Source organism: Streptomyces sp. CG4 (assembly GCF_041080655.1).
In the GTDB taxonomy this organism is placed as follows: domain Bacteria; phylum Actinomycetota; class Actinomycetes; order Streptomycetales; family Streptomycetaceae; genus Streptomyces.
In genome coordinates this window covers 9,706,231-9,731,516 of sequence record NZ_CP163525.1, presented here as the reverse complement: position 1 = coordinate 9,731,516, position 25,286 = coordinate 9,706,231, and the positions used below count along the sequence as shown (strand labels likewise).

General features: G+C 70.7%; 3 protein-coding genes. 1 reads left to right on the top strand and 2 read right to left on the bottom strand.

What is annotated here, in order from left to right; all coding sequences use genetic code 11:
• Positions 1-46 precede the first annotated feature (46 nt).
• Together AB5L52_RS44340 and AB5L52_RS44335 are read right to left on the bottom strand one after the other, a co-directional pair.
• Positions 47-22,345 carry an SDR family NAD(P)-dependent oxidoreductase gene (locus tag AB5L52_RS44340; protein WP_369368684.1) on the bottom strand — a complete coding sequence of 7,433 codons (22,299 nt, stop codon included), beginning with the start codon at positions 22,343-22,345 and terminating at the stop codon, positions 47-49.
• Between the two features lie 332 nt (positions 22,346-22,677).
• Complete coding sequence (locus tag AB5L52_RS44335; protein WP_369368683.1) at positions 22,678-24,108, bottom strand: cytochrome P450; 1,431 nt, start codon at positions 24,106-24,108, stop codon at positions 22,678-22,680.
• A 323-nt stretch (positions 24,109-24,431) separates the two neighbouring features.
• Here AB5L52_RS44335 and AB5L52_RS44330 point away from each other — a divergent pair, with 323 nt between their 5' ends.
• Positions 24,432-25,211 carry a VC0807 family protein gene (locus tag AB5L52_RS44330; protein ID WP_369368682.1) on the top strand — a complete coding sequence of 260 codons (780 nt, stop codon included), beginning with the start codon at positions 24,432-24,434 and terminating at the stop codon, positions 25,209-25,211.
• Positions 25,212-25,286 lie beyond the last annotated feature (75 nt).

Sequence of the window (25,286 nt, the reverse complement as noted above, 5' to 3'; positions counted from 1 at the left end):
GGGATCCGGAGACGTCGGGTCCTGAGCGGTCCGGGGTCGGTCGGGGTCAGGAAATGCCCAGCTCTTTGTTGATGAGGTCGAACATCTCGTCGTCCGTTGCGGATTCGAGTCCGGTGCCGGCCGTGGTCGTGCCGTCCGCGCCGCCCGTCCACCGGGTCAGCAGCTCCCGCAGTCTGGCGGTCACCTTGTCGTCCAGCTCGCCGTCGCCCGTCGCGGCGTCGGCCGCACGGTCGAGGCCGGCCATGACGGACTCGAGCTTGTCGAGTTCCGCGAGGAGGAGGTCCGCGGGGCGTGCCTCCTGCGGTGCGCACTGTTCCAGCAGGTACCGGGCGAGGACCGCGGGCGTCGGGTAGCTGAAGATCAGCGTGGCCCGCAGGGTGAGCCCGGTGGCCGTGCCGAGGCGGTTGCGCATCTCGACCGCGGTGAGCGAGTCGAAGCCCAGCGACTTGAACGGCCGGTCGGCGTCGACCGCTTCGGGGTCGGAGTGTCCGAGGACCGCCGCGGTGTGGGTGCGGACCAGGTCCAGGGCGGCTCGTTCCCGTTCCTCGGCGGGCAGCAGGCGCAGCTGCTCGGTGAACGCCACCGTCGTACCGCTGCCTTCGCGCTGGGCTCCGCCCGCGGTGCCGGGGGTGTCGGCGGCGGCCCGCCGTACCGTGGTCCGAGCCAGTGCCTTGAGCAGGGCGGGTGGCTCGGTCCCGCGGCGTTCCAGTCCCGCCAGGTCGAGGCGGGTGGGCAGCAGCAGCGCCTGGTCGGCAGTGAGGGCCGCGTCGAACAGGGCCAGGCCCTCGTCGGCGGGCAGGGGTGCGAGGCCCATGCGGCCGATGCGCCGGATGTCCGCCGCGCCGAGGGTGCCCGCCATGCCGTCGTCGGTGTCCCACAGGCCCCAGGCCAGGGAGAGCGCGGGCAGTCCCTGGGCCCTGCGGTACTGGGCCAGGGTGTCGAGGAAGGCGTTGGCGGCGGCGTAGTTGGCCTGCCCCTGGCTGCCGAAGGTGGCGGCCACGGAGGAGAAGAGGACGAACGCCGACAGGTTCAGGTCGCGGGTCAGTTCGTGCAGGTTCCACGCGGCCTGTGCCTTGGGCCCGAGGACACGGTCGACGCGGTCGGGCGTCATGGCGTCCAGGATGCCGTCGTCGAGGATGCCGGCCGCGTGGATGACGGCGGTGAGCGGACGCTCGGCGGGGATCTCCGCGAGCAGTCCGGCCAGGGCCTGCCGGTCGGCGATGTCGCATGCGGCGACCGTGACGGTGGCACCGAGTCCGGTCAGTTCCGCGGTGAGCTCCGCGGCACCCGGGGCGTCGGGACCGCTGCGGCTGGTCAGCAGGAGGTGGCGGACGCCGTGGCGGGTCACCAGGTGCCGGGCGAACAGTGCGCCGAGGGTGCCGGTGCCGCCGGTGATCAGCACGGTGCCGTGGGTACGGGTGCGCTCGGCGGTACGTCCGTCGCGGGCGCCCTGTCCGGTGCCTTCGTCGCCGGCCGCCGTCCTGGTGTGTCCGTCGTCGGCCGCGGTGCGGGCGAGGTCGGTCGGCACTTCGGGAACGGTGAGGACGATCTTGCCGGTGTGCCGGGCCTGGCTGAGGTACCGGAACGCCTCCGGGGCCCGCCGTACGTCCCATGTGGTGACCGGGAGCGGACGCAGCGCCCGCTGTTCGAACAGGGCGAGCACGGCCGTGAGCATGTCGGCGGTGTGGTCGGGATCGACGTCCCTGAGGTCGAACGCCCGGTACACGACCCCGGGGTGCTCCGTGGCGACGGTCTGCGCGTCGCGCAGGTCGGTCTTGCCCATCTCGATGAAGCGGCCGCCGCGCGGAAGCAGCCGGAACGAGGCGTCGATCAGTTCCCGGGCCAGGGAGTTGAGTACGACGTCCATGCCGCGTCCCCCGGTCACGCGCAGGAACTTCTCCTCGAAGTCCGAGTCGCGCGAGGACGCGATGTGGTCGTCGTCCAGGCCGATCGCCCGCAAGGTCTCCCATTTGGCGGGTGCCGCGGTGGCGAAGACCTCGGCACCCAGGTGCCGGGCGAGCTGTACGGCGGCCATGCCGACGCCGCCGGTGCCCGCGTGAACGAGGACGGACTCGCCGGGGCGCAGATCCGCCAGGTCCACCAGGCCGTGGTAGGCGCTGAGGAAGACGATGGGCGCCGCGGCGGCCTCGGTGAAGGACCAGTCGTCGGGTTGCCGGGTCAGCAGGCGGTGATCGGTCACCGCGAGCGGGCCGTACGCCCCGGAGAACAGTCCGAGGACCCGGTCACCGGGGGTGAGGCCGGTGACGCCCGGGCCGGTCTCCAGGACCACACCCGCGCCCTCGCGGCCCGGCACCTCACGGTCGAGCATGCCGAGGCAGACCAGGACGTCGCGGAAGTTGACGCCGGTGGCCCGCATCGCCACCCGTACCTCGCCGGCGCCGAGCGGTCCGGTGACCTCGGGGCAGCCGACCAGGGCCAGACTGTCGAGAGTGCCGGGCGTGGTGACGTCCAGCCGCCACACGGGTTCTCCGGGCGGCGGGAGCAGCGCGCCGCCGGTGCCGGCCGGTGCCAGCCGGGGCACGTGGGTGACGCCGCCGCGGAGGGCGACTTGGGGTTCGCCGGAGGCGAGGGCCGGGGCCGGGTCGGTCTCGGTGCCGGCACCGGCGTCGCCGTCCGCACCTGTGACCTGGTCGGGGGGCTCGGGCATGTGGGACGCGAGGTCCAGCAGGACCAGACGTCCGGGGTGCTCCGACTGTGCGGAGCGGACGAGCCCCCACACGGAGGCCGCCACCGGGTCGGTGAGGGCCTGGTCGCCGTCGGCGGGCATCGCCCCCCGTGTCACCAGCACCAGCTTGGCGGCGCCGAAGCGGTCGTCGGCCAGCCAGTCCTGCACGAGGGAGAGGACGTGGTGCAGCGCCGTCCTGGTGGCTTCCACCGTCTGCGAGGCACCGTTGCCGGCCGCGCCCGGCAACGGCCCCTCGGCCACGGACGGACCGCAGGCGACGAGTACCGCGCCGGGCAGTGGCGTTCCCTCCGCGACGGCGTCGGCCAGGGCCGTGAGATCGCCGTAGTGTCCGGCTGGGGCTTCGCGGAGCCCGGCGATCTCGGGTCCGACGACGGCCCACCGCTCGTCCGGGTCGGGGAGGGAGCCGGACGGTGCGGGCAACGCGCTCCACTCCAGCCGGAACAGCGCGGCCTGCGGCCCGGCCGAGGCCCCGGCGGCAGGCACCAGGGCGTCCTTGCTCAACTCCCGCAGCGTGAGGGCGTCGACACGGGCCACGGCACGGCCCTCTCCGTCGGCGAGGGTGAGCGTGAGGGTGTCCTCGTCCACCGGCGACAGCCGCACTCGCACGGCGGACGCACCCACCGCGGCCAGCGAGACACCACTCCACGAGAACGGCAGCCGCACACCGCCGCAACCATCGGCGACCGTACGCCCGGCGGCGAGCCAGGCGTGCAGCGTCGCGTCCAGCAGGGCCGGGTGCAGGCCGTGGCGCTGGGCCTCGTCCTGCTGGTCGGCGGGCAGCCTGACGTCGGCACAGACGTCGTCGCCTTGCCGCCAGACGGCACGCAGGCCCTGGAACACCGGGCCGTAGGCGTATCCCTCTTCCGCGAGCCGCTCGTAGAAGCCGTGCAGCGGGACGGGGGCCGCGTCGGCGGGCGGCCAGCTCTCCAGGTCACCCGCTCCGCCGAGACCGTTCGCCTCGACGGAGCGGTCCGCCTCGTCGTCGCGGTGCTCATCGAGGAGGCCGGTGGCGTGCCGGACCCAGCCCTCGGTCACGGTGCCCTCGGCATCGGCCTGCGAGTGGACGGACACGGTACGCCGCCCCGACTCGTCCGGACCGCCGACGGCGACCTGGACCCGTACGCCCCTTCGTTCCGACAGGACCAGCGGCGTCTCCAGCGTCAGGTCCGCCACACCTCGGCAGCCGACACGGAGACCCGCCTGCAGCGCCAGTTCCAGGAAGCCCGTGCCCGGGAACAGCACTGTGCCCGCCACCGCGTGGTCCCGCAGCCAAGGCTGGGTCCTGAGCGAGAGCCTGCCGGTGAGCAGGGCCCCTCCCCCTTCCGCCAGCGTGACTTCGGCGCCGAGCAGCGGATGGCCAAAGGCCGTGAGGCCGAGCCCCGCGGCGTCGCCCGCTGTGGCGCTCGGGGCGCCCGGCCAGAAGCGCTGCCGCTGGAACGCGTACGTCGGCAGATCGACGCGGCCGCCTCCGGTACCGGCGAACACGGCCGACCAGCACAGTTCGGTGCCAAGGGCGTACAACGCGGCCACGGCGTTCAGCAGCGCCATCAGCTCGTCGCGGTCCTTGCGCAGCGACGGCACGAACAGCGCCTGCTCGGCCGGTTCGCCACCCGCCTCGGCCTGGGCCAGGGCAGTGAGCGTGCTGTCCGGCCCCAACTCCAGCCAGTTACGAACTCCTTCGGCCCGCACCCGGCGCACGCCGTCGGCGAACCGCACCGCGTGGCGAGCGTGCCGCACCCAGTAGCCGGGCGTCATCAGGTCGTCGGCGTCGGCGACGTCCCCGGTGAGCCCCGACACGACGGTCAGCCGCGGCCGGTCGTACGCCAGGTTCTCCGCGACCGTACGGAACTCGTTGAGCATGGGCTCCATCAGCGGGGAGTGGAACGCGTGGCTGACCCGCAGCCTGGTCGCCTTGCGGTCGAGGCCGCGGAAGTGAACGGCGATCTCCTCTACGGCGGCTTCGGTGCCCGCGACCACGGTCGCCTCCGGACCGTTGACGGCAGCGATGCCGACCTCGTCCTCCCGGCCCGCCAGCAGCGGCACCACCTCGTCCTCGGACGCCTGGAGGGACACCATCGCCCCGCCGGACGGCAGCGCCTGCATCAGCCGGCCGCGGGCCGCGACCAGGCGGCAGGCATCGGCAAGGGACCACACGCCGGCTACGTGGGCGGCGGCGATCTCACCAATGGAATGCCCGAGCAGTAGGTCCGGGCGCACGTCCCAGGACTCCAGCAGCCGGAACAGGGCCACTTCGAGGGCGAAGAGGGCGGGCTGCGCGTACTCGGTGCGGTTCAGCAGGTCCGCGTCCTCGCCGAAGACGACCTCCCGCAGGCTGAACGGGAGTTCCGCGTCCACGGCGTCGAAGGCCTCGGCGAAGACGGGATACGTCTCGTACAATTCCCTGCCCATGCCCAGCCGTTGGGAACCCTGGCCCGCGAACAGGAAGACGGTACGACCACCGCCGGCGACCGCCGTGCCGGTGACCACATGGCCGACGGGCTCCTGGTCGGCCAGTGCCCGGAGGCCCCGCAGGGCCTGCTGCCGGTCGGCTGCCACAACGACCGCGCGGTGCTCCAGCGCGGAACGCGTCTTCGCGAGCGACCGTGCGACGTCGTGGTGCGACAGCTCGGGGTCGGACGACAGGAAGGTCGCCAGCCGCTCGGCCTGGGCCCTCAGCGCTCGGGGCTCCGCGGCGGAGAGGGGCAGGAGGACATTCCTGCCGTCGGTCTCGGTCTTCTCCGTATCCGCCGCCGTATCGGGGGCCTGTTCGAGGATGACATGGGCGTTGGTGCCGCTGATACCGAAGGAGGACACACCCGCACGCCGGGGCCGCTCCCCCGACTGAGGCCACTCCACGTTGTCCGTCAGGAGGCTGACCTCCCCCGCCGTCCAGTCGACATGGGAGGACGGCTCGTCGGCGTGGAGGGTGCGCGGCAGCACACCGTGCCGCATCGCCATCACCATCTTGATCACACCACCCACACCGGCAGCCGCCTGCGCATGACCGATGTTCGACTTCAACGAACCCAGCCACAAAGGCCGTTCACGATCCTGGCCATAGGTCGCCAGGAGCGCCTGCGCCTCGATCGGGTCACCCAACGGCGTACCCGTCCCATGCGCCTCCACCACATCCACATCGGCGGGCTTCAGCCCGGCACCCGCCAGCGCCTGCCGGATCACCCGCTGCTGCGACGGACCGTTCGGCGCCGTCAGACCATTCGACGCACCGTCCTGGTTCACCGCCGAACCCGCCACCACCGCCAACACCCGATGACCACGACGACGCGCATCCGACAACCGCTCCACCAGCAGCAGACCCACACCCTCCGACCACGCCGTACCATCCGCGCCATCAGAGAACGCCTTGCACCGCCCATCCACCGCAAGCCCCCGCTGCCGCGAGAACTCAAGGAAGGTCTCGGGCGTCGACATGACCGTCACACCACCGGCCAGGGCCAGGTCGCACTCACCCGAGCGCAGCGCCTGCGCCGCCAGGTGCAGGGCCACCAGCGACGACGAACACGCCGTGTCCACCGTCACCGCAGGACCCTCGAAACCGAAGGTGTACGCGATACGACCCGACGCCACACTGCCGGTGTTCCCCGTCATCAGATAGCCGCCGGAGTCGAGCTCGCCCGAGCGGAGGAAGGAGCCGTAGTCCTGGGCCATGGCGCCGGCGAAGACGCCCGTACGACTGCCACGCAGCGACGCCGGGTCGATGCCCGCACGCTCCAGGACCTCCCACGACGTCTCCAGCAGCAACCGCTGCTGCGGATCCATCGCCAACGCCTCACGCGGCGAAATACCGAAGAGAGCAGCGTCGAACTCGGCGGCGTCGTAGAGGAAGCCGCCCTCACGGACGTACGTCCGGCCGGGCATGCCGGGCTCGGGATCGTAGAGCGCCTCCAAGTCCCAGCCACGGTCGGCCGGGAACCCGCCAATCCCGTCACCGCCCTCGCTCACCAACCGCCACAGATCCTCCGGCGAACCCACCCCACCCGGGAACCGGCACGCCATACCCACGATCACCACCGGATCGTCGGTGATACTCGTCGGCGCGGGCAGTACGGCGGCGGTGACGGCATCGGGTCCGCCGTCCTCCATCAGCTCCGCGAGCACGAAACGGGCCACATCCGCCGGGGTCGGGTAGTCGAAGACCACGGTTGCGGGGAGCCGCATGCCGGTGGCCGCGTTCACGCGGTTGCGCAGCTCGACCGAGGTGAGGGAGTCGAATCCGAGGTCCTTGAAGGTCTGTTCTGCCTCGACCTGTTGGGTCGACGCGTGCCCGAGGACCGAGGCGGCCTGTGCCGAGACGAAGTCCCGCAGGAAGCGCTCACGGTCTACGACCGGCAGGGCGAGCAGGCGCTGCCGCAGGTCCGTGGCGTCGCCGCCCGCCCCGATCTCGGCCTTGCGACGGCCGCGGGCTCGAACCAGGGCGCGCAGCAGCGCGGGAACGTCCTCCGGCGTCCGTCGGCGCAGCGCCGCGACGTCCAGTTCGACCGGCAGTACGGCGGCCCGTTCCAGCGCCGCTCCCAGATCCAGCACGGTGTCCAGCAGTCCGAGGCCCTGTTCGGGAGCGAGCGGTAGCATGCCGTTGCGTGCGAGGCGCCGCAGGTCCGCCTCGGTCAGTTCGGCGGTCATGCCGGCGCCGGGTGCCCACGGGCCCCAGGCCAGGGCGGTCGCGGGCAGGCCGGAGGCACGGCGGATGGTCGCGAAGGCGTCCAGGAAGGCGTTGGCGGCTGCGTAGTTGGCCTGCCCCGCCCCACCGAACGTACCGGCGACGGAGGAGAAGACCACGAACGCGGACAGGTCCGCGTCACGGGTCAGCTCGTGCAGGTGCTCCACGGCATCGGCCTTCGGCCGCAGGACCCGCGATACGCGCTCCGGGGTCAGTGAGGAGACCACACCGTCGTCCAGGACACCGGCCGTGTGGACCACGGCAGTCAACGGGTGATCGGTGGGGACCGTGTCCAGCAGGGCGGACAACTCATCCCGGTCGGCGACGTCCACCGCCGCGACCTCGACCTGCGCACCCAACTGAGCAAGCTCTGCGGCGAGTTCGCGCGCACCGGGGGCTTCGAGACCGCGACGGCTGGCCAGCAGCAGATGCCGTACCCCGTGCTCGGTGACCAGGTGACGGGCCACCAGCGCACCCAGACCACCCGTACCACCGGTCACCAGCACCGTCCCCGCCGGATCCAGCGCCGTCGGAACGGTCAGCACCACCTTGCCCACATGCCGCGCCTGCGACAGATACCGGAACGCCTCAGGAGCCCTGCGCACATCCCAGCACGTCACCGGAAGAGGCTTGAGCACTCCTGCCTCGAACAGCGCCACCAGCTCGGCCAGCATCTGCCCGATCCGCGCAGGCGCCACATCCATCAGGTCAAACGCCCGATACATCACACCCGGATGCTCGGCAGCCACCGCCTCCGCATCCCGGACATCCGTCTTGCCCATCTCCAGGAACCGGCCACCACCCGGCAGCAACCGCAACGACGCGTCCACGAACTCACCCGCGAGCGAGTCCAGAACCACATCCACGCCACGACCACCGGTCGCCGCAAGGAAGGCCTTCTCGAACTCCGTGTCCCGGGACGACGCGATGTGACTGTCATCCAGACCGAGGCCGCGCAGCGTGTCCCACTTGCCCACACTCGCCGTACCGAACACCTCGGCACCCAAATGCCCCGCCAACTGCACGGCCGCCATACCCACACCACCGGCCGCCGCATGCACCAGCACCGACTCACCAGCCCGAACGCCACCAAGATCGGTCAGCGCGTAGAACGCCGTCAGGAACACGACCGGTACCGACGCCGCCTGAGCGAACGACCAACCCGCCGGAACCCGCGCCACCGTCCGCGCATCCGCCACCACAACCGGCCCGAACGCACCCGGGAACAGGCCCATCACCCGGTCCCCGACAGCCAGTCCCGTCACTCCGGGACCGACCTCGGCCACCACACCCGCACCCTCCAGACCGAAGTCCTTCGCGTCCCCGGGATACATACCGAGCGCGTTCAGCACATCACGGAAGTTGACACCCGCGGCACGTACGGCAATGCGGACCTGTCCCTCCGCCAACTCACTGTCGGCGAACGGCGTCAGAGCCAGCCCGCCCAGCGTGCCCTTCTCCACGATGTCCAGCCGCCATGCGGATTCCCCCGCAGGAGGCGTCAGCGCCGTGCCGTTCGTCGTGCGGGTCAGACGGGGCGCATAGGCCGTGCCGCCGCTCAGCGCCAGCTCCGGTTCGCCCGAAGCGAGTGCCGCCGGCACGAGGGCCCAGGACTCGTCCGCGCCGTCGACATCCAGCAGCGCGAACCGGTCCGGTGCCTCGGCGCGTGCCGCGCGCACCAGACCCCACACCGCCGCCAGGGCCGGGTCGGCGATCGCCTCGTCGAGCGCGACGGCTCCTTCCGTGACGACCACCAGGCGGGCGCCCTCGAACCGCTCCTCCGCCAGCCACTGCTGGACGCGGGCGAGCATGTCGGCCGAGACCGCGTGTGCGGCCTCGGCCGCATCGCCGGTCGGCCGCTCGACCCGCACCAGAACGTCTGCTCCGGACTCGACCGACGTGCCAGGCAGCTCCTTGGAGAGATCATGGGCGTACGCCGGGCCTTCGACGGCCGCTTCGATCGGTACGGGAACCCAGTCGACCTGGAAGAGGTTGTCGGAGTGGCCCGCACCGGCCGCCGTCGCGAGTTCGCCGGCCGCTTCCCGCAAAGTCAGCGACTCCACCGAAGCCACCAGACCACCCACCGGATCCGCCAGCTCCAACGCCACCGCATCCGGCCCCACCGGCACCAACCGCACCCGCAACACACGCGCACCCGACGCCCACAACGACACACCCGCCCACGAGAACGGCAACCGCACCCGCCCGTCCCCGAACACCGACGTGAACATCACCCCATGCAACGCAGCATCCACCAACGCCGGATGCACACCAAACCGACCCGCCAGATCCTCATGCCCCTCCGGCACACCAACCTCGGCAAACACCTCATCCCCACGCCGCCACACACCACGCAAACCCCGGAACACCGGACCATACGACAGACCCAGCCCCGCGAAACGCTCGTACACACCCTCCACCGACTCCACCACCGCACCCCGCGGCGGCCACACACCAAAATCGAAGGAACCCACAGGCGAGGCATCCGAAACGGCGGCCAGCACACCCGTCACATGAAGCACCCACGGATCGGAATCCAGAGCATCCTCAGCACGGGAGTGGATCTCCAATGTGCGCCGGCCCGCATCATCCGCCGCACCCACCCGCACCTGAACCCGGACCCCACCACGCTCCGGCACCACCAACGGCACCGCAACCGTCAGATCCTCAACCCGCTCACAACCCGCCAACTCACCCGCACGCAACGCCAACTCCAGGAACCCCGTCCCCGGAAACACCACCACACCCGCCACCACATGGTCCCGCAACCACCCCTGCGACACCAACGACAAACGACCCGTCAACAACAGACCGTCCCCACCAGCCAACTCCACCGCCGCACCCAACAACGGATGCCCCACCGAACCCAAACCCACCACACCCAGATCCCTGGTGTGCATCGCGGAGGCACTGGGCCAGAAGCGGCGTCGCTGGAACGCGTACGTCGGCAGCTCCACATGTGCCGCGGCAACGGCCGGGCCGGCGAAGACAGCGGTCCAGTCGAGCGCCGCGCCTCGCGTGAACAGCTCCGCCGCTGCAGCGAGCAACGAGTCGGCCTCGGGGCGGTCCTTGCGCAGGGTCGGGGTCAGGAGGAGGTCCTGGCCCACCTCGTCGAGGTTGCCCTGGGCGAGCGCGGTGAGCGTGCCGTCCGGCCCCAGTTCCACGAAGCGGGACACGCTCTGTTCGTCCAGGCGGCGGACCGCGTCGGCGAACCGCACGGTCCGGCGTACGTGCTCCACCCAGTAGCCCGCGGACGTCAACTCCTCATCCGCAGCCGCCTCGCCGGTCAGCGTGGACACGAACGGTATGCGCGGCTCGGCGTAGTCCAGGCTCTCGGCCACGGCTCGGAAGTCGTCGAGCATCGGCTCCATCAGCGGCGAGTGGAAGGCATGACTCACCCGCAGGGCCGTCACCTTGCGGTCCCGGGCGCGGAAACCGTCCGCGATCTCCTCGACCGCCTCGGCCTCACCCGAAATCACCACCGCACGAGGACCATTGACCGCCGCGATGCCCACCCGGTCGTCGAGCAGAGGCAGGACCTCGTCCTGGGACGCCTGCACGGCGACCATCGCCCCGCCGGACGGCAGCGCCTGCATCAGCCGCCCCCGAGCCACCACCAGACGGCACGCATCGGCCAGCGAGCACACCCCCGCCACATGCGCGGCGGCGATCTCACCGATCGAGTGCCCAACGAGAACGTCCGGGCGCACACCCCACGACTCCAGCAGCCGGAACAGGGCCACTTCCAGAGCGAAGAGGGCAGGCTGAGCGTACTCCGTCCGGTTCAGACGCTCCGCGTCCTCACCGAACACCACATCTCGCAGGCTGAAGGGGAGTTCCGCGTCCACCGCGTCGAAGGCCTCGGCGAAGGCGGGATACGTCTCGTACAACTCCCGTCCCATGCCCAGCCGCTGCGAACCCTGTCCCGCGAACAGGAAGGCCGTACGACCGCCGGTCTGTGCGGAGTTCCGTATGACATTGGGCTCGGTACGGTCCTCGGCCAGCGAGCCGAGAGCGTGCAGCAGCTGCGTACGGTCGGCGGCCAGGAGCACGGCACGGTGTTCCAGCACAGTCCGTGTGGTGGCCAGTGTCAGAGCGGTGTCGCTGAGGGACAGGTCGGGCCGGGCCTCGACGAAGGCTGCCAGGCGCTCGGCCTGAGCGACCAGTCCGCCGCCGACCGCGGACAGGATCCACGGCAGGACTCGTGGGAGCGCCGATGCCTTGTCGGTCTCGGTTTTCTCCGTGCCCGCCGACGTATCAGGGGCCTGTTCGAGGATGACGTGGGCGTTGGTGCCGCTGATACCGAAGGAGGACACACCTGCACGCCGGGGCCGCTCCTCCGGCTGAGGCCAATCCACGTTCTGTGTCAGCAGGGTGATGTCTCCGACCGTCCAGTCGACGTGGGAGGACGGCTCGTCGGCGTGGAGGGTGCGCGGCAGCACCCCGTGCCGCATCGCCATCACCATCTTGATCACACCACCCACACCGGCAGCAGCCTGCGCATGACCGATGTTCGACTTCAACGAACCCAGCCACAAAGGCCGTTCACGATCCTGACCATACGTGGCGAGGAGGGCCTGCGCCTCGATCGGGTCACCCAGCGGAGTACCCGTCCCGTGCGCCTCCACGGCGTCGACGTCGGCGGGCTTCAGCCCGGCACCGGCCAGCGCCTGCCGGATCACCCGCTGCTGCGACGGACCGTTCGGCGCCGTCAGACCATTGCTCGCACCGTCCTGGTTCACCGCCGAACCCGCCACCACCGCCACCACCCGATGACCACGACGACGCGCATCCGACAACCGCTCCACCAGCAGCAGACCCACACCCTCCGACCACGCCGTACCATCCGCGCCATCCGAGAACGCCTTGCACCGCCCATCCACCGCAAGCCCCTGCTGCCGCGAGAATTCAAGGAAGGTCTCGGGCGTCGACATGACGGTCACACCACCGGCCAGTGCCAGGTCGCACTCGCCGGAGCGCAGCGCCTGCGCCGCCAGGTGGAGGGCCACCAGCGACGACGAACACGCCGTGTCCACCGTCACCGCAGGACCCTCGAAACCGAAGGTGTACGCGATGCGACCCGACGCCACACTGCCCGTGTTCCCAGTCAGCAGGTAGCCGTCAGCACCTTCCGACGTGCCCCGCAACGAAGCGCCGTAGTCCTGGGCCATGGCGCCGGCGAAGACGCCCGTACGACTGCCACGCAGCGACGCCGGGTCGATGCCCGCACGCTCGAAGACCTCCCACGACGTCTCCAGCAGCAACCGCTGCTGCGGATCCATCGCCAACGCCTCACGCGGCGAAATACCGAAGAGAGCAGCGTCGAACTCGGCGGCGTCGTAAAGGAAACCACCCTCACGGACGTACACCCGGCCCGGCGTGCCCGGCTCCGGGTCGTACAGCGCGTCCAGGTCCCAGCCACGGTCGGCCGGGAACCCGCCGATCGCATCACCGCCCTCGCTCACCAACCGCCACAGATCCTCCGGCGAACCCACCCCACCCGGGAACCGGCACGCCATACCCACGATCACCACCGGATCGTCGCCCACACTCGCCGGCACGGGCAGCACGGCGGTCGAGGTGTGTCCCTCTCCGCCCAGTAGCTCCGTCTTGATGTGTTGGATCAGTGCGGCAGGCGTGGGGTAGTCGAAGATCAGGGTTGCGGGGAGCCGCATGCCGGTGACCGCGTTCACGCGGTTCCGCAGCTCGACCGAGGTCAGTGAGTCGAAGCCCAGTTCCTTGAAACTGTGGTCCGCCTGGATGTCAGCGGCGGAGGCATGGCCGAGTACGGCGGCTGCCGCGCCCTGGACCACGTCGGCCACGAGTCTGTCGCGGTCTGCCGGCAGTGCCGCCGTGAGCTGTGCCTTGAGGTCCTGGTGGTGGGCCCCGGCGGCGGTCACCGCCTTGCGGCGCGCACGCACACGGACCAGAGCACGCAGCAGCGCCGGTACCTCCTCCGCCGCGCGCCGCCGCAGCCCCGCGAGATCGAGGTCGATGGGCAGCATGGCGGCCCGCTCCATCGCAGGGCCCTGCCTCAGCACCGCGTCCAGCAGTCCGAGTCCGCGCTCCGGTGCGAGCGGGAGCATGCCACTGCGTTCCATGCGCCGCAGATCTGCCTCACTCAGCTCAGCCGTCATACCGGCACCCGGCGCCCATGGCCCCCAGGCGAGGGAGACAGCGGGCAGGCCGGAGGAGCGGCGAGTGATGGCGAAGGCGTCCAGGAAGGCGTTGGCGGCCGCGTAGTTGGCCTGCCCCGCGCCGCCCAAAGTGCCCATCACCGACGAGAAGACGACGAATGCCGACAGGTCCGCGTCGCGGGTCAGCTCATGAAGATGGACGACCGCGTCCGCCTTCGGCCGCAGCACCCGCGACACACGCTCCGGGGTGAGAGACGAGACCACACCGTCGTCGACGATGCCGGCCGTGTGGACCACGGCAGTCAGCGGATGCTCCGCGGGTACGGCGCCCAGCACGTCCGCCAGCGTCGCACGGTCCGCGACATCCAGGGCCGCGACCTCGACCTCCGCACCCAATTCGATCAGTTCTGCAGCGAGTTCACGTGCACCGGGGGCTTCAAGACCGCGGCGGCTGGCCAGCAGCAGATGCCGTACCCCGTGCTCGGTGACCAGGTGACGGGCCACCAGCGCGCCCAGACCACCCGTACCACCGGTCACCAGCACCGTCCCCGCCGGATCCAGCGCCGTTGGAACGGTCAGCACCACCTTGCCCACATGCCGCGCCTGCGACAGATACCGGAACGCCTCAGGAGCCCTGCGCACATCCCAGCACGTCACCGGAAGAGGCTTGAGCACCCCGGCCTCGAACAGCGCCACCAGGTCGGCCAGCATCTGCCCGATCCGCGCAGGCGCCACATCCATCAGGTCAAACGCCCGATACATCACACCCGGATGCTCGACGGCCACCGCCTCCGCATCCCGGACATCCGTCTTGCCCATCTCCAGGAACCGGCCACCACTCGGCAGCAACCGCAACGACGCATCCACGAACTCACCCGCAAGCGAGTCCAGAACCACATCCACGCCACGGCCACCGGTCGCCGCAAGGAAAGCCCCCTCGAACTCCGTATCGCGAGAGCTGGCTATATGCGCATCGTCCAGACCGAGCCCGCGCAGCGTGTCCCACTTGCCTGCACTGGCCGTACCGAACACCTCGGCACCCAAGCACCGCGCCAACTGCACCGCGGCCATACCCACACCACCGGCCGCCGCATGCACCAGCACCGACTCACCAGCCTGAACGCCACCCAGATCGGTCAACGCGTAGAACGCCGTCAGGAACACGATCGGCACCGAAGCCGCCTGAGCGAACGACCAACCCGCCGGAACCCGCGCCACCGTCCGCGCATCCGCCACCACAACCGGCCCGAACGCACCCGAGAACATACCGAAAACCCGGTCACCCACAGCCAGCCCGGTCACTCCCGGACCGACCTCGGTCACCACACCCGCACCCTCCAGACCGAAGTCCTTCGCGTCACCGGGATACATACCGAGCGCGTTCAGCACATCACGGAAGTTGACACCCGCCGCACGCACCGCGACACGGACCTGCCCCTCCGCCAGCTCACCGACGGCCACCGGCTTCAGAGCCAGCCCCTCCAGTGTGCCCTTCTCCACGATGTCCAGCCGCCACCCCGACTCCCCAGCAGGCAGAGCGAGTTCACCACCGGACGTGACCCGGCCCAGACGCGCGGCGAAGGCGACTCCGGAGCGCAGGGCGAGCTCGGTCTCGCCGGACTTCAAGGCATCCGCTGCGACCGCCCACGACTCGTCCGTGCCGTCCACATCCAGCAGCGCGAACCGCCCCGGATTCTCCGCACGAGCCGCCCGCACCAGACCCCACACCGCGGCCAGAGCAGGATCAGCTGACGTCTCGTCGAGTGCGACCGCTCCCTCGGTGACGATCACCAGACGGGACTCCTCGAACCGCTCCTCCGCCAGCCAGGCACGCACAAGTTCCAGAGCGCTCAGGACGACGGCGTGTGCGGCCTCCGGCTCACTGCCGACGGGACGCTCGACCCGCACCAGCACCTCACCAGCGACGGCCTCATCCGGCGCGGGCAGCCCATTGCTCAGCGCGGGAACCGGTCCGGCGGCGACCGGCACCCTCACCCAGTCGAGCTGGAAGAGTCCGTCTCGGGAACCGCCGTCCACCGACGCGCTCCCACCGGTCGCCTCGCGCAGCACCAGGGAGTCCACGGAGGCCACCGCGCCTCCGGTCGTGTCCGCCAGTACGAGCGCCACTGCGTCCGGCCCCACCGGAGCCACGCGCACCCTCAGCTCACGCGCACCCGAAGCCCACAGCGACACGCCGCCCCACGAGAACGGCAGCCGCAGGGAACCGTCGGCACCGAACACACCCCGCAGGACGGCGTGGAGAACGGAATCGAGCAGCGCCGGGTGCACCCCGAACCGGGCCGCGAGATCCTCGTGCGCCTCGGGCAGCGTCACCTCGGCGAAGACTTCTTCGCCACGACGCCACATCGCACGCAGTCCCTGGAACGCCGGCCCGTACGACAGCCCCAGCCCCGCGAAACGCTCGTACGCACCCTCGATCGGCTCAGCCACGGCACCTCGCGGCGGCCACACACCGAAGTCGAAGGGGTCGTTCGGCCGCGGAGCCACGTCCTCGCTGCTCACCACACCCGTGGCATGGAGGGTCCACGCCTCGTTCCCCGAGGCGTCGTCGGGACGGGAGAAGACACTGACGCCACGGCGGCCCGATTCGTCCGGGCCGTTGACCAACACCTGGACACGCACACCGCCGTGCTCGGAGAGCACCAGCGGAACGGCGATCGTCAGTTCCTCCACCCGATCGCACCCGACCTCGTCGGCACCACGGAGGACGAGTTCCAGGAAGCCGGTGCCCGGGAAGAGGACCGCGCCGGACACCACGTGGTCCCGCAGCCACGGGTGGGTTCGCAGCGACAGGCGACCGGTGAACACCACACCTTCGGAGTCGGCCGGCGCCAGGGCCGCGCCGAGAAGGGGATGATCAGTGGTGGAGAGGCCGAGCCCGGAGACATCGCCGCCGAGCCGGCCCCCAGCCGGGGTCGGCCAGTAGCCCTTGCGTTGGAACGCGTACGTCGGCAGCTCGACCGAACGGGCCCCGATCCCCGTGAACACCGCGCGCCAGTCCACTTCGGCACCCCGGGTGAACAACCCGGCGACCGTGGCCAGCACCGTACCGGCCTCCGGCCGGTCCTTGCGCAGAGACGGCAGGAACAGCGTCCCGTCATCGTCCATGTCCAGGCACGCCTGCGCGAGCGCGGTGAGGGTGCCGTCCGGGCCAACTTCCACGAACCGCGAGACGCCCTGCTCGGCCAGCGTGCGCACGGCGTCGCCGTAGCGGACGGCCTGGCGGACGTGCCGCACCCAGTAGTCGGGGGTCATGAGCTCGGCCGGTTCCGCGACCATGCCGGTGAGCGTGGAGACAATGGACAGTCGGGGTTCACCGTAGGTCAGGGTCGCAGCCACGGCACGGAAGTCCGCGAGCATGGGCTCCATCAGCGGGGAGTGGAAGGCGTGGCTGACCCGCAGAGCCGTGACCTTGCGGCCTTCGGCACGGAAGCGTCCGGCCACCTCCTCCACCGCTTCCGCCACACCGGCGATCACGACCGCCTGCGGGCCGTTGACCGCGGCAACACCCACCCGGTCATCGAGCAAGGGCAGCACCTCGTCCTCGGACGCCTGCAGCGCGACCATCGCCCCACCAGACGGCAGCGCCTGCATCAACCGGCCACGCGCCACCACCAGACGACACGCATCCGCCAACGACCACACACCCGCCACATACGCCGCCGCGATCTCACCGATCGAATGACCGGCCAGCACATCCGGGCACACACCCCACGACTCCAGCAACCGGAACAACGCCACTTCCAGAGCGAAGAGAGCGGGCTGGGCGTACTCGGTCCGGTTCAGACGGTCCGCGTCCTCACCGAAGACCACCTCCCGCAAGCCGAAGGGGATTTCCGCGTCCACCGCGTCGAAGGCCTCGGCGAAGGCGGGAAACGTCTCGTACAACTCCCGGCCCATACCAAGCCGTTGGGCACCCTGGCCCGCGAAGAGCAGAGCCGTCTTCCCGGCACGCGCGTCCGCGCCCCGGACCAGCCCCGGCACCTCCCGGCCCTCCGCCAGCGCACCCAGACCCGCCAGCAGCTCGTCCCGGTCCGCGGCAAACACAACAGCCCGGTGCTCCAGCACACTCCGAGTCATCACCGAGGCCAGAGCAACCTCGGCCACACGCACACCGTCACCCGCCGCCCCCTCCAGCCAGTCGCACAACCGCTCCGCCTGACCACGCACCGCCGACACACCCGCACCCGAAACCACCACCGGCACCACAGCAAGGCCCGGCCGCATCTCGGCCTCCGAACCCACGGGATCGGCCGACGCGACGGGGGCCTGTTCGAGGATGACATGGGCGTTGGTACCGCTGATACCGAAGGACGACACACCCGCACGCCGGGGCCGCTCCCCCAACTCAGGCCACTCCACGTTGTCCGTCAGGAGGCTGACCTCCCCCGCCGTCCAGTCGACATGGGAGGACGGCTCATCGATGTGGAGGGTGCGCGGCAGCACCCCGTGCCGCATCGCCATCACCATCTTGATCACACCACCCACACCGGCAGCCGCCTGCGCATGACCGATGTTCGACTTCAACGAACCCAGCCACAAAGGCCGTTCACGATCCTGACCATACGTGGCGAGGAGGGCCTGCGCCTCGATCGGGTCACCCAACGGCGTACCCGTCCCATGCGCCTCCACCACATCCACGTCGGCGGGCTTCAGCCCCGCACCGGCCAGCGCCTGACGGATCACCCGCTGCTGCGACGGACCATTCGGCGCCGTCAGACCATTGCTCGCACCGTCCTGGTTCACCGCCGAACCCGCCACCACCGCCACCACCCGATGACCACGACGACGCGCATCCGACAACCGCTCCACCAACAGCAGACCCACACCCTCCGACCACGCCGTACCATCCGCGCCATCAGAGAACGCCTTGCACCGCCCATCCACCGCAAGCCCCCGCTGCCGCGAGAACTCCACGAACATCTCCGGACCCGCCATCACCGTCACACCACCGGCCAACGCCAGATCACACTCACCCGAACGCAGCGCCTGCACCGCCAGGTGCAGGGCCACCAGCGACGACGAACACGCCGTGTCCACCGTCACCGCAGGACCCTCGAAACCGAAGGTGTACGCGATACGACCCGACGCCACGCTCAAGGTCGTACCGGTGAGGACGTAACCGTCGGACTCCTCGACGGCGTCGCGCAGACGGGCTCCATAGCCCTGTTCCACGAGCCCGGCGAAGACGCCGGTACGGCTGCCACGCAGCGACGCCGGGTCGATGCCCGCACGCTCCAGGACCTCCCACGACGTCTCCAGCAGCAACCGCTGCTGCGGATCCATCGCCAACGCCTCACGCGGCGAAATACCGAAGAGGGCAGCGTCGAACTCGGCGGCGTCGTAGAGGAAACCGCCCTGACTCACATACGTATGGCCAACCCTGCCCGGCTCCGGGTCGTACAGCGCGTCGAGGTCCCAGCCGCGGTCGGCTGGGAACCCGCCGATCGCATCACCGCCCTCGCTCACCAGCCGCCACAGATCCTCCGGCGAACCCACCCCACCCGGGAACCGGCACGCCATACCCACGATCACCACCGGATCGTCGCCCACACTTGCCGGCACGGGCAGAGCGGACTCGGTGGTGACGGTGCCGGAGAGTTGGCCGTCCAGGTGGCGGGCCACGGCCTCGGGGGTCGGATGGTCGAACAGCAGGGAGGCGGGCAGGCGTAGTCCGGTCGCGGACCTGAGCCGGTTGCGGAGGTCGACGGAGGTCAGGGAGTCGAAGCCGAGATCCTTGAAGGTGCGCCGCGACTCGACCTGGTCCGCGGAGTCGTGGCTGAGGATGTCCGCGGCGTGGGCGCGGACCAGCTCCAGCAGGGCGCCGTGACGCTCACGCGGGGAGAGCCCGGCCAGACGATCGTGCAAAGGCGAGGCCATCTCGGCGATGTCCTCAGTGTCGGTGACGAGCCCGTCCTCAGTGGCAACGGCCCCGTCCTCGGCGTCGGGAGCCGCAACGGAAGACATGGCCTCGGCGCCGACCGGCGTCGACGGGGCGCCGTCCGTCACCGCGTCGGACAGCCAGTGGCGGCGGCGCTGGAAGGCGTACGTGGGCAGTTCGGTGCGCCGGGCGTGGTGCGCGGTGAAGACGGGTGCCCAGTCGACGGGGAGGCCACGGGTGTGCAGGGCGGCGAGGGCGGTGAGGAAGGCGTGTGCCTCGGGGCGGTCCTTGCGGACGGCGGGAATCGCGAACGCCTCGTCGTCGTGCAGGCTCTCCTCGGCCAGGGCGGTGAGGGTGCCGTCCGGGCCGAGTTCGAGGATGCGGCGGACGCCCTGTTCCTCCAGGGTCCGGATGCCGTCGGCGAACCGTACCGGACGGCGGACGTGCTGCGTCCAGTAGTCGGGGGACGCCAGTTCCTCGGGCGTCGCGGGGCGGCCGGTGACGTCGGAGACGATCGCAAGCGTGGGCCGGCCGTAGGAGACGTCGGCGAGCACGGCGCGGAACTCGTCCAGCATCGGCTCCATCAGCGGCGAGTGGAAGGCGTGGCTGACGCGCAGCGCCGTCACCTTGCGGTCGCGGGCGCGGAAGTGCGCGGCCACCTCCTCCACGGCCTCGGCGGCGCCCGACACGACCACGGCACGCGGACCGTTGACGGCGGCGATGCCGATCTGGTCGTTCAGCAGGGGCAGCACCTCGTCCTCGGTCGCCTGCACGGCGACCATCGCCCCGCCCGTCGGCAGGGCCTGCATCAGCCGTCCCCGGGCGACGACCACACGGCAGGCGTCGGCCAGCGACCAGACCCCGGCCACATGGGCCGCCGCGATCTCGCCGACGGAGTGGCCGAACAGGATGTCGGGGCGTACGCCGAAGGACTCGGCGAGGCGGAAGAGGGCGACTTCGAGGGCGAAGAGGGCCGACTGCGCGTACTCCGTCCGCTTCAGGCGCTCGGCGGCAGCGTCCCCGGCCTTGTCCTCGCCGTCCCCGCCACCCTTGACGTCCTCGCTGTCCTCGCCGTCCTCGCCGCTGTCACCGTCCTCGCCGAAGACCACCTCACGCAGACTGAACGGGAGTTCCGCGTCGACCGCGTCGAAGGCCTCGGCGAAGACGGGGAACGTCTCGTACAACTCCCGCCCCATGCCGAGCCGTTGTGATCCCTGGCCCGCGAAGAGGAACGCGGAGCGGGCGTCTGCGGCCGGTTCGAAGGCTCCGGTGACGACGGCGCGTGACGGGGTGTCGTCGGCCAGGGCGGTCAGGCCGCGCAGCAGTTCTTCGCGGTGCGCGCCGAGTACGACGGCTCGGTGTTCGAAGCGGGTCCTGGTCTGGGCCAGGGAGTAGGCGACGTCCGCCGGGTCGGGAGCGGGGTCGGTCTCCAGGCGCGTGAGCAGTCGGCGGGCCTGGCCGCGCAGTGCCCTGGGGGTACGGGCGGTGAGGATCCACGGGAGCGGAACTCGGGCGGCACCTGTGGGAGCCGTGTCCGGCGTGGACTCGTCCGCCTCGCCGGACTCGTGCCCGGGCCATTCCTCCAGCACCACATGGCAGTTGGTGCCGCCCATGCCGAAGGAGCTGACGCCCGCTCGCCGCGGCCCGTCCGGGCTGGGCCACGGCTGGTGCGCGGTGGCGACCCGCAGGTTGAGGTCGTCCAGGGGGATGGCGGGGTTCGGGTTCTCGAAGTTGAGGCTGGCGGGGATCCGTCCGTGGCTGAGGGAGAGGACCGTCTTCAGGAGTCCGGCGATGCCGGCCGCGCCCTCCAGGTGGCCGATGTTGGTCTTGACGGAGCCGACGAGCAGGGGGGAGCCGTCGCTACGGGCGCGGCCGACGACCGTGCCCAGGGCCGCGGCCTCGACGGGGTCGCCGAGCCGGGTGCCGGTGCCGTGCAGTTCGACGTACTGGACGTCGGCCGGGTTCACGTCGGCCTGATGGTAGGCGAGGCGCAGCACTTCCTCCTGGGCCTCGCGCAGGGGGGCGGTCAGGCCGTCGCCGCCACCGTCGTTGTTGGTGGCGCTGCCGCGGATGACACAGTGGATGCGATCGCCGTCGGCCAAGGCGCGGGCGAGGGGCTTGAGGAGGACGAGGGCGCCGCCCTCTCCGCGTACGTAGCCGTTGGCGCGGGCGTCGAACGTGTAGCAGTGGCCGTCCGGGGAGAGTGCGCCGAAACCGGCGGAGGCCAGAGCGCTGTCGGGGGCGAGGGTGAGGTTGACTCCGCCGGCCAGGGCGAGTTCGGACTCGCCGCGTCGCAGGCTCTCGCAGGCAAGGTGTACGGCGACCAGGGAGGAGGACTGGCCGGCGTCCACGGTGAGGCTGGGGCCGCGCAGGCCGAGGACGTAGGAGAGGCGGTTGGCGATGACGCCGCGGTTCAGGCCGCTGAGGGTGTGCCGGCCGATGGCCTCGGGGCCGAGGCGGCGGGCGAGGGAGGCGTAGTCGTCCCAGATGGCGCCGACGAAGACGCCGGTGCGGCTGCCGCGCAGCCGGGCGGGGACGACGGCCGCTTCCTCCAGGGTTTCCCAGCCGAGTTCGAGGACCAGGCGCTGCTGCGGGTCCATCGCCGCGGCTTCGCGCGGTGAGATGCCGAAGAAGCCGGCGTCGAAGCGGTCCACGTGGTCGAGGTAGCCGCCGCGGGGGACGGTTCCGGTCCCGGCCCGGTCAGCGTGGGCGAGCGCTTCCCGGCGGTTCTCGGGGGTTTCGGTGACGGCGCTTTCGCCTTCGATCAGCAGGCGCCAGAAAGCGGCGGGGTCGGGTGCCTGGGGAAAACGGCAGGATATTCCGACGACCGCTATCGCGTTCTGCGTGGACGCCGTACTTTCCTGCTCGGACGGGATACGCGCCGTGGCCCCCGGGAGGGGTTCCGGACGCCTGGGGGACACCGGCTCCCGATGGGATTCCCGTCCCTCGACGGAGTCGGGTCCCTGAAGGGATTCCGACGCGTTTTCCCGTGCCTGTGCGTCTTCTGGCAACACGGCCACTGCCTCCGCCCTACGGATCCAGCATATTTTCTGGCCGCGCATTCCGGCCGGATCCGACTGCCGCGCGACCTGCGGGACAATCGATGGTTGCGATGCGATCGACGGTGACGATGCGATCGACGGTGTTACGACGTTTTCATACTGGTGGCTGACCGCGGGTGAGTCCCGTGGTCGGCTCGTGATCTAGGGAGACTTCTACTAGTCCGGCCCTGGTCAGCGGCCGTCGGCGGCTCTCAGCGCCTGCGGTGGGCGACCATCTCCAGGCCGCCGCGGGGCTGGAGGGTGAAGTCGCTGGTGACCCGGTTCGGCGGATCGCCGACGGGCTCGAACTCCCAGTGCCTGCTGAGGGTCGCCAGTGCCATGACGCCTTCCATCTGGGCGAAGACGTTGCCGATGCACTGGCGGGGTCCGGCGCCGAAGGGCAGGTACGCCAGTTTGGGGCGGCCGGGGGCCTTGGCGTGGCCGGTGAGCGGGTCGGACGGGTCGGGTTCCGGCAGGAACCGCTGGGGGGCGAACCGCTCCGGCTCGGGCCACCAGCTGGTGTCGCGGTGCAGGACGTACGGGCTGACCATGAGAACGCTGTTGCGCGGGATGTGGTAGCCGTTGGCCGTGTAGTCCTCCAGGGCGCGCCGTACGAGCACCCAGGCCGGCGGGTACAGGCGCAGTGCCTCCGAGTACACCGCGTCGGTGAACCGCAGGCGGGGCAGGTCCTCGACGGTGGGCAGCCGGTCCCCGAGGACCTCGTCGATCTCGGCGTGGAGCTTCTCACGGATCTCGGGGTGGGTGCCGAGCAGGTAGTACGCCCAGGTCAGTGAGCCGGATGAGGTTTCGTGCCCGGCCATCAGCAACGTGATGGCCTCGTCGCGCAGCTCCAGGTCGGTGAGGTGTTCACCGGTGTCGGCGTCGGTGACGGTGAGCAGCACGGACAGCAGGTCCTCACCGTCGCCGGAGCCCTTGCGCCGTTCCTCGATCATGCCGTAGACGATGTCGTCGACAGCCTTCAGCCCCTGCTTGAACTGGCGGTTGGCACGCAGCGGCAGGCGGAGCAGGATCTTGCCGATCGGGCTCAGCTCCCAGCGCAGCGGGCCGCCTTCGCGGGGGAAGGCGGTACGGATGCGGTCGGCGGCCTCGCTTTCGAGGGACACATCGAAGAGGGTGCGGGTGACCATGCCGAGGGCGAGCTCGTACATGGACTCGTGGAAGTTGAACCGCCGGCCGTCGCTGAACCCGGCCGAGAAGTCGTCGGCGATGGAGGCGAACGCGGATCCGTATCCGGCGATGCGCTGGCGGTGGAAGACGGGCTGGATGAGCCTGCGCTGCCGTCGGTGGTAGGTGCCGACGCTGGTCACCAGGCCCTTGCCGAGGACGCGTTCGAGGCTGGAGCCCCAGTCGTCGGGGCCGGGGCCGGTCTTCTGGGCGTCCTTGTCGAAGCGCCGGCTGGAGGCGATGATGACGTCCTGCACGACGTCGAAATCGCTGACGAGGAATGCGTCGGTCTTTCCCATGGGTACGCGGACGAGGGGGCCGTGCTTGTCGCGCAGGCCGGACAGATAGCGCGGGACGTTTCTGATGACCTCGCGCATCTCCTTCACTCGCATCGGACCGGGGCTGGGTATGGATTCGGTCGGTGCGGGCGACTCGGGAGTCGTTTGAACGTCGGTCACAGGTGTCTCCTGGGTCAGCGGAGGGTGACAGGTCTCCAACGCCGAGACAACTGCGCAGAGGGTTCGTTCCTGCGGCCGCGGCGGGAAAAGGGCATGCGCACGGGGGGATCTGGCGCCCGAAGCTAGCACCGGGAGAGCGGAGGGCAGCGAACCGTCGCGGAGTTCTAGGGAATTCCAAAGGGTTGGCCCGATGCAGTCGGCTGTCGCTGGGGCGAGGCGGGGGCGGCACGTAGGCTGGGCACGTGGTGACCCGCACTGCCTTGAGGGGTTGGCGTCCGGGTGGCCTGGCAATCGTTCCGTACGGCCCATCGGGCGGAGAACACATGACCAGCCGTGGAAGCACCGTCCCGGACCAGCCGTCCGACGACCCCGTCGGCGGCGGTGAGACCCCCCGTGACTCTCACCGCTCCGATTCCGGGAGTTCAGGGCCGCCTCTGCTGCTGACGGTGCTGGTGGATCTCGGCATCCCGATCGGCCTCTACTACGGGCTCACGGCGGCCGGGGTGAGCGATCTGATCGCGCTGACCGCCGGTGCGGTGGTTCCCGGCGTGGCGACCCTGGTGGGGTACGCGAGGACGCGTCGGATCGATGCGCTGGGTGTGTTCATGACGACCATGCTGGTGCTCAGCATCGTCGTGTCGGTGGTCGGGGGCAGTGCACGGTTGCTGCTGGTACGGGATGGCTGGCTGACGGCGGTGGCCGGGGTGGGCTTCCTCGTGTCGCTGCGCGGCAGGCGGCCGCTGGCGTTCGGTTTCTCGCGGCGGCTGCTGGAGCGGCGTACCACGGATGGCCGGAACTGGGACGAACTGTGGGAGGAGGTCCCCGGTTTCCGGCGGATCTGGCGGGTCACCACGGTGATCTGGGGCATCGGGCTGCTCGTGGACTCGGGGATCCGGACCCTGATGGCGTACACGCTGCCGGTGCATCTGGTTCCGGCTCTGAACGGTGCCCAGTACGGCGTCTTCACCCTGCTGATGCTGGTGATCGTCAACATCTACCACGCCCGCGCCGGGCTGTGGCCGATCCTCATGCCAGATCTGGACGACCCCATGGCCGACGACGGTTACGGCTCCCGGGCCCGCTCGGGACCGGACGTCGGCTGACCCTCACGCAGGCCAGGGCCTCTGCGGACCCGGCGCCGGCCGTCCTTGACGCACCTTGACGCACGCCCGGGTCGT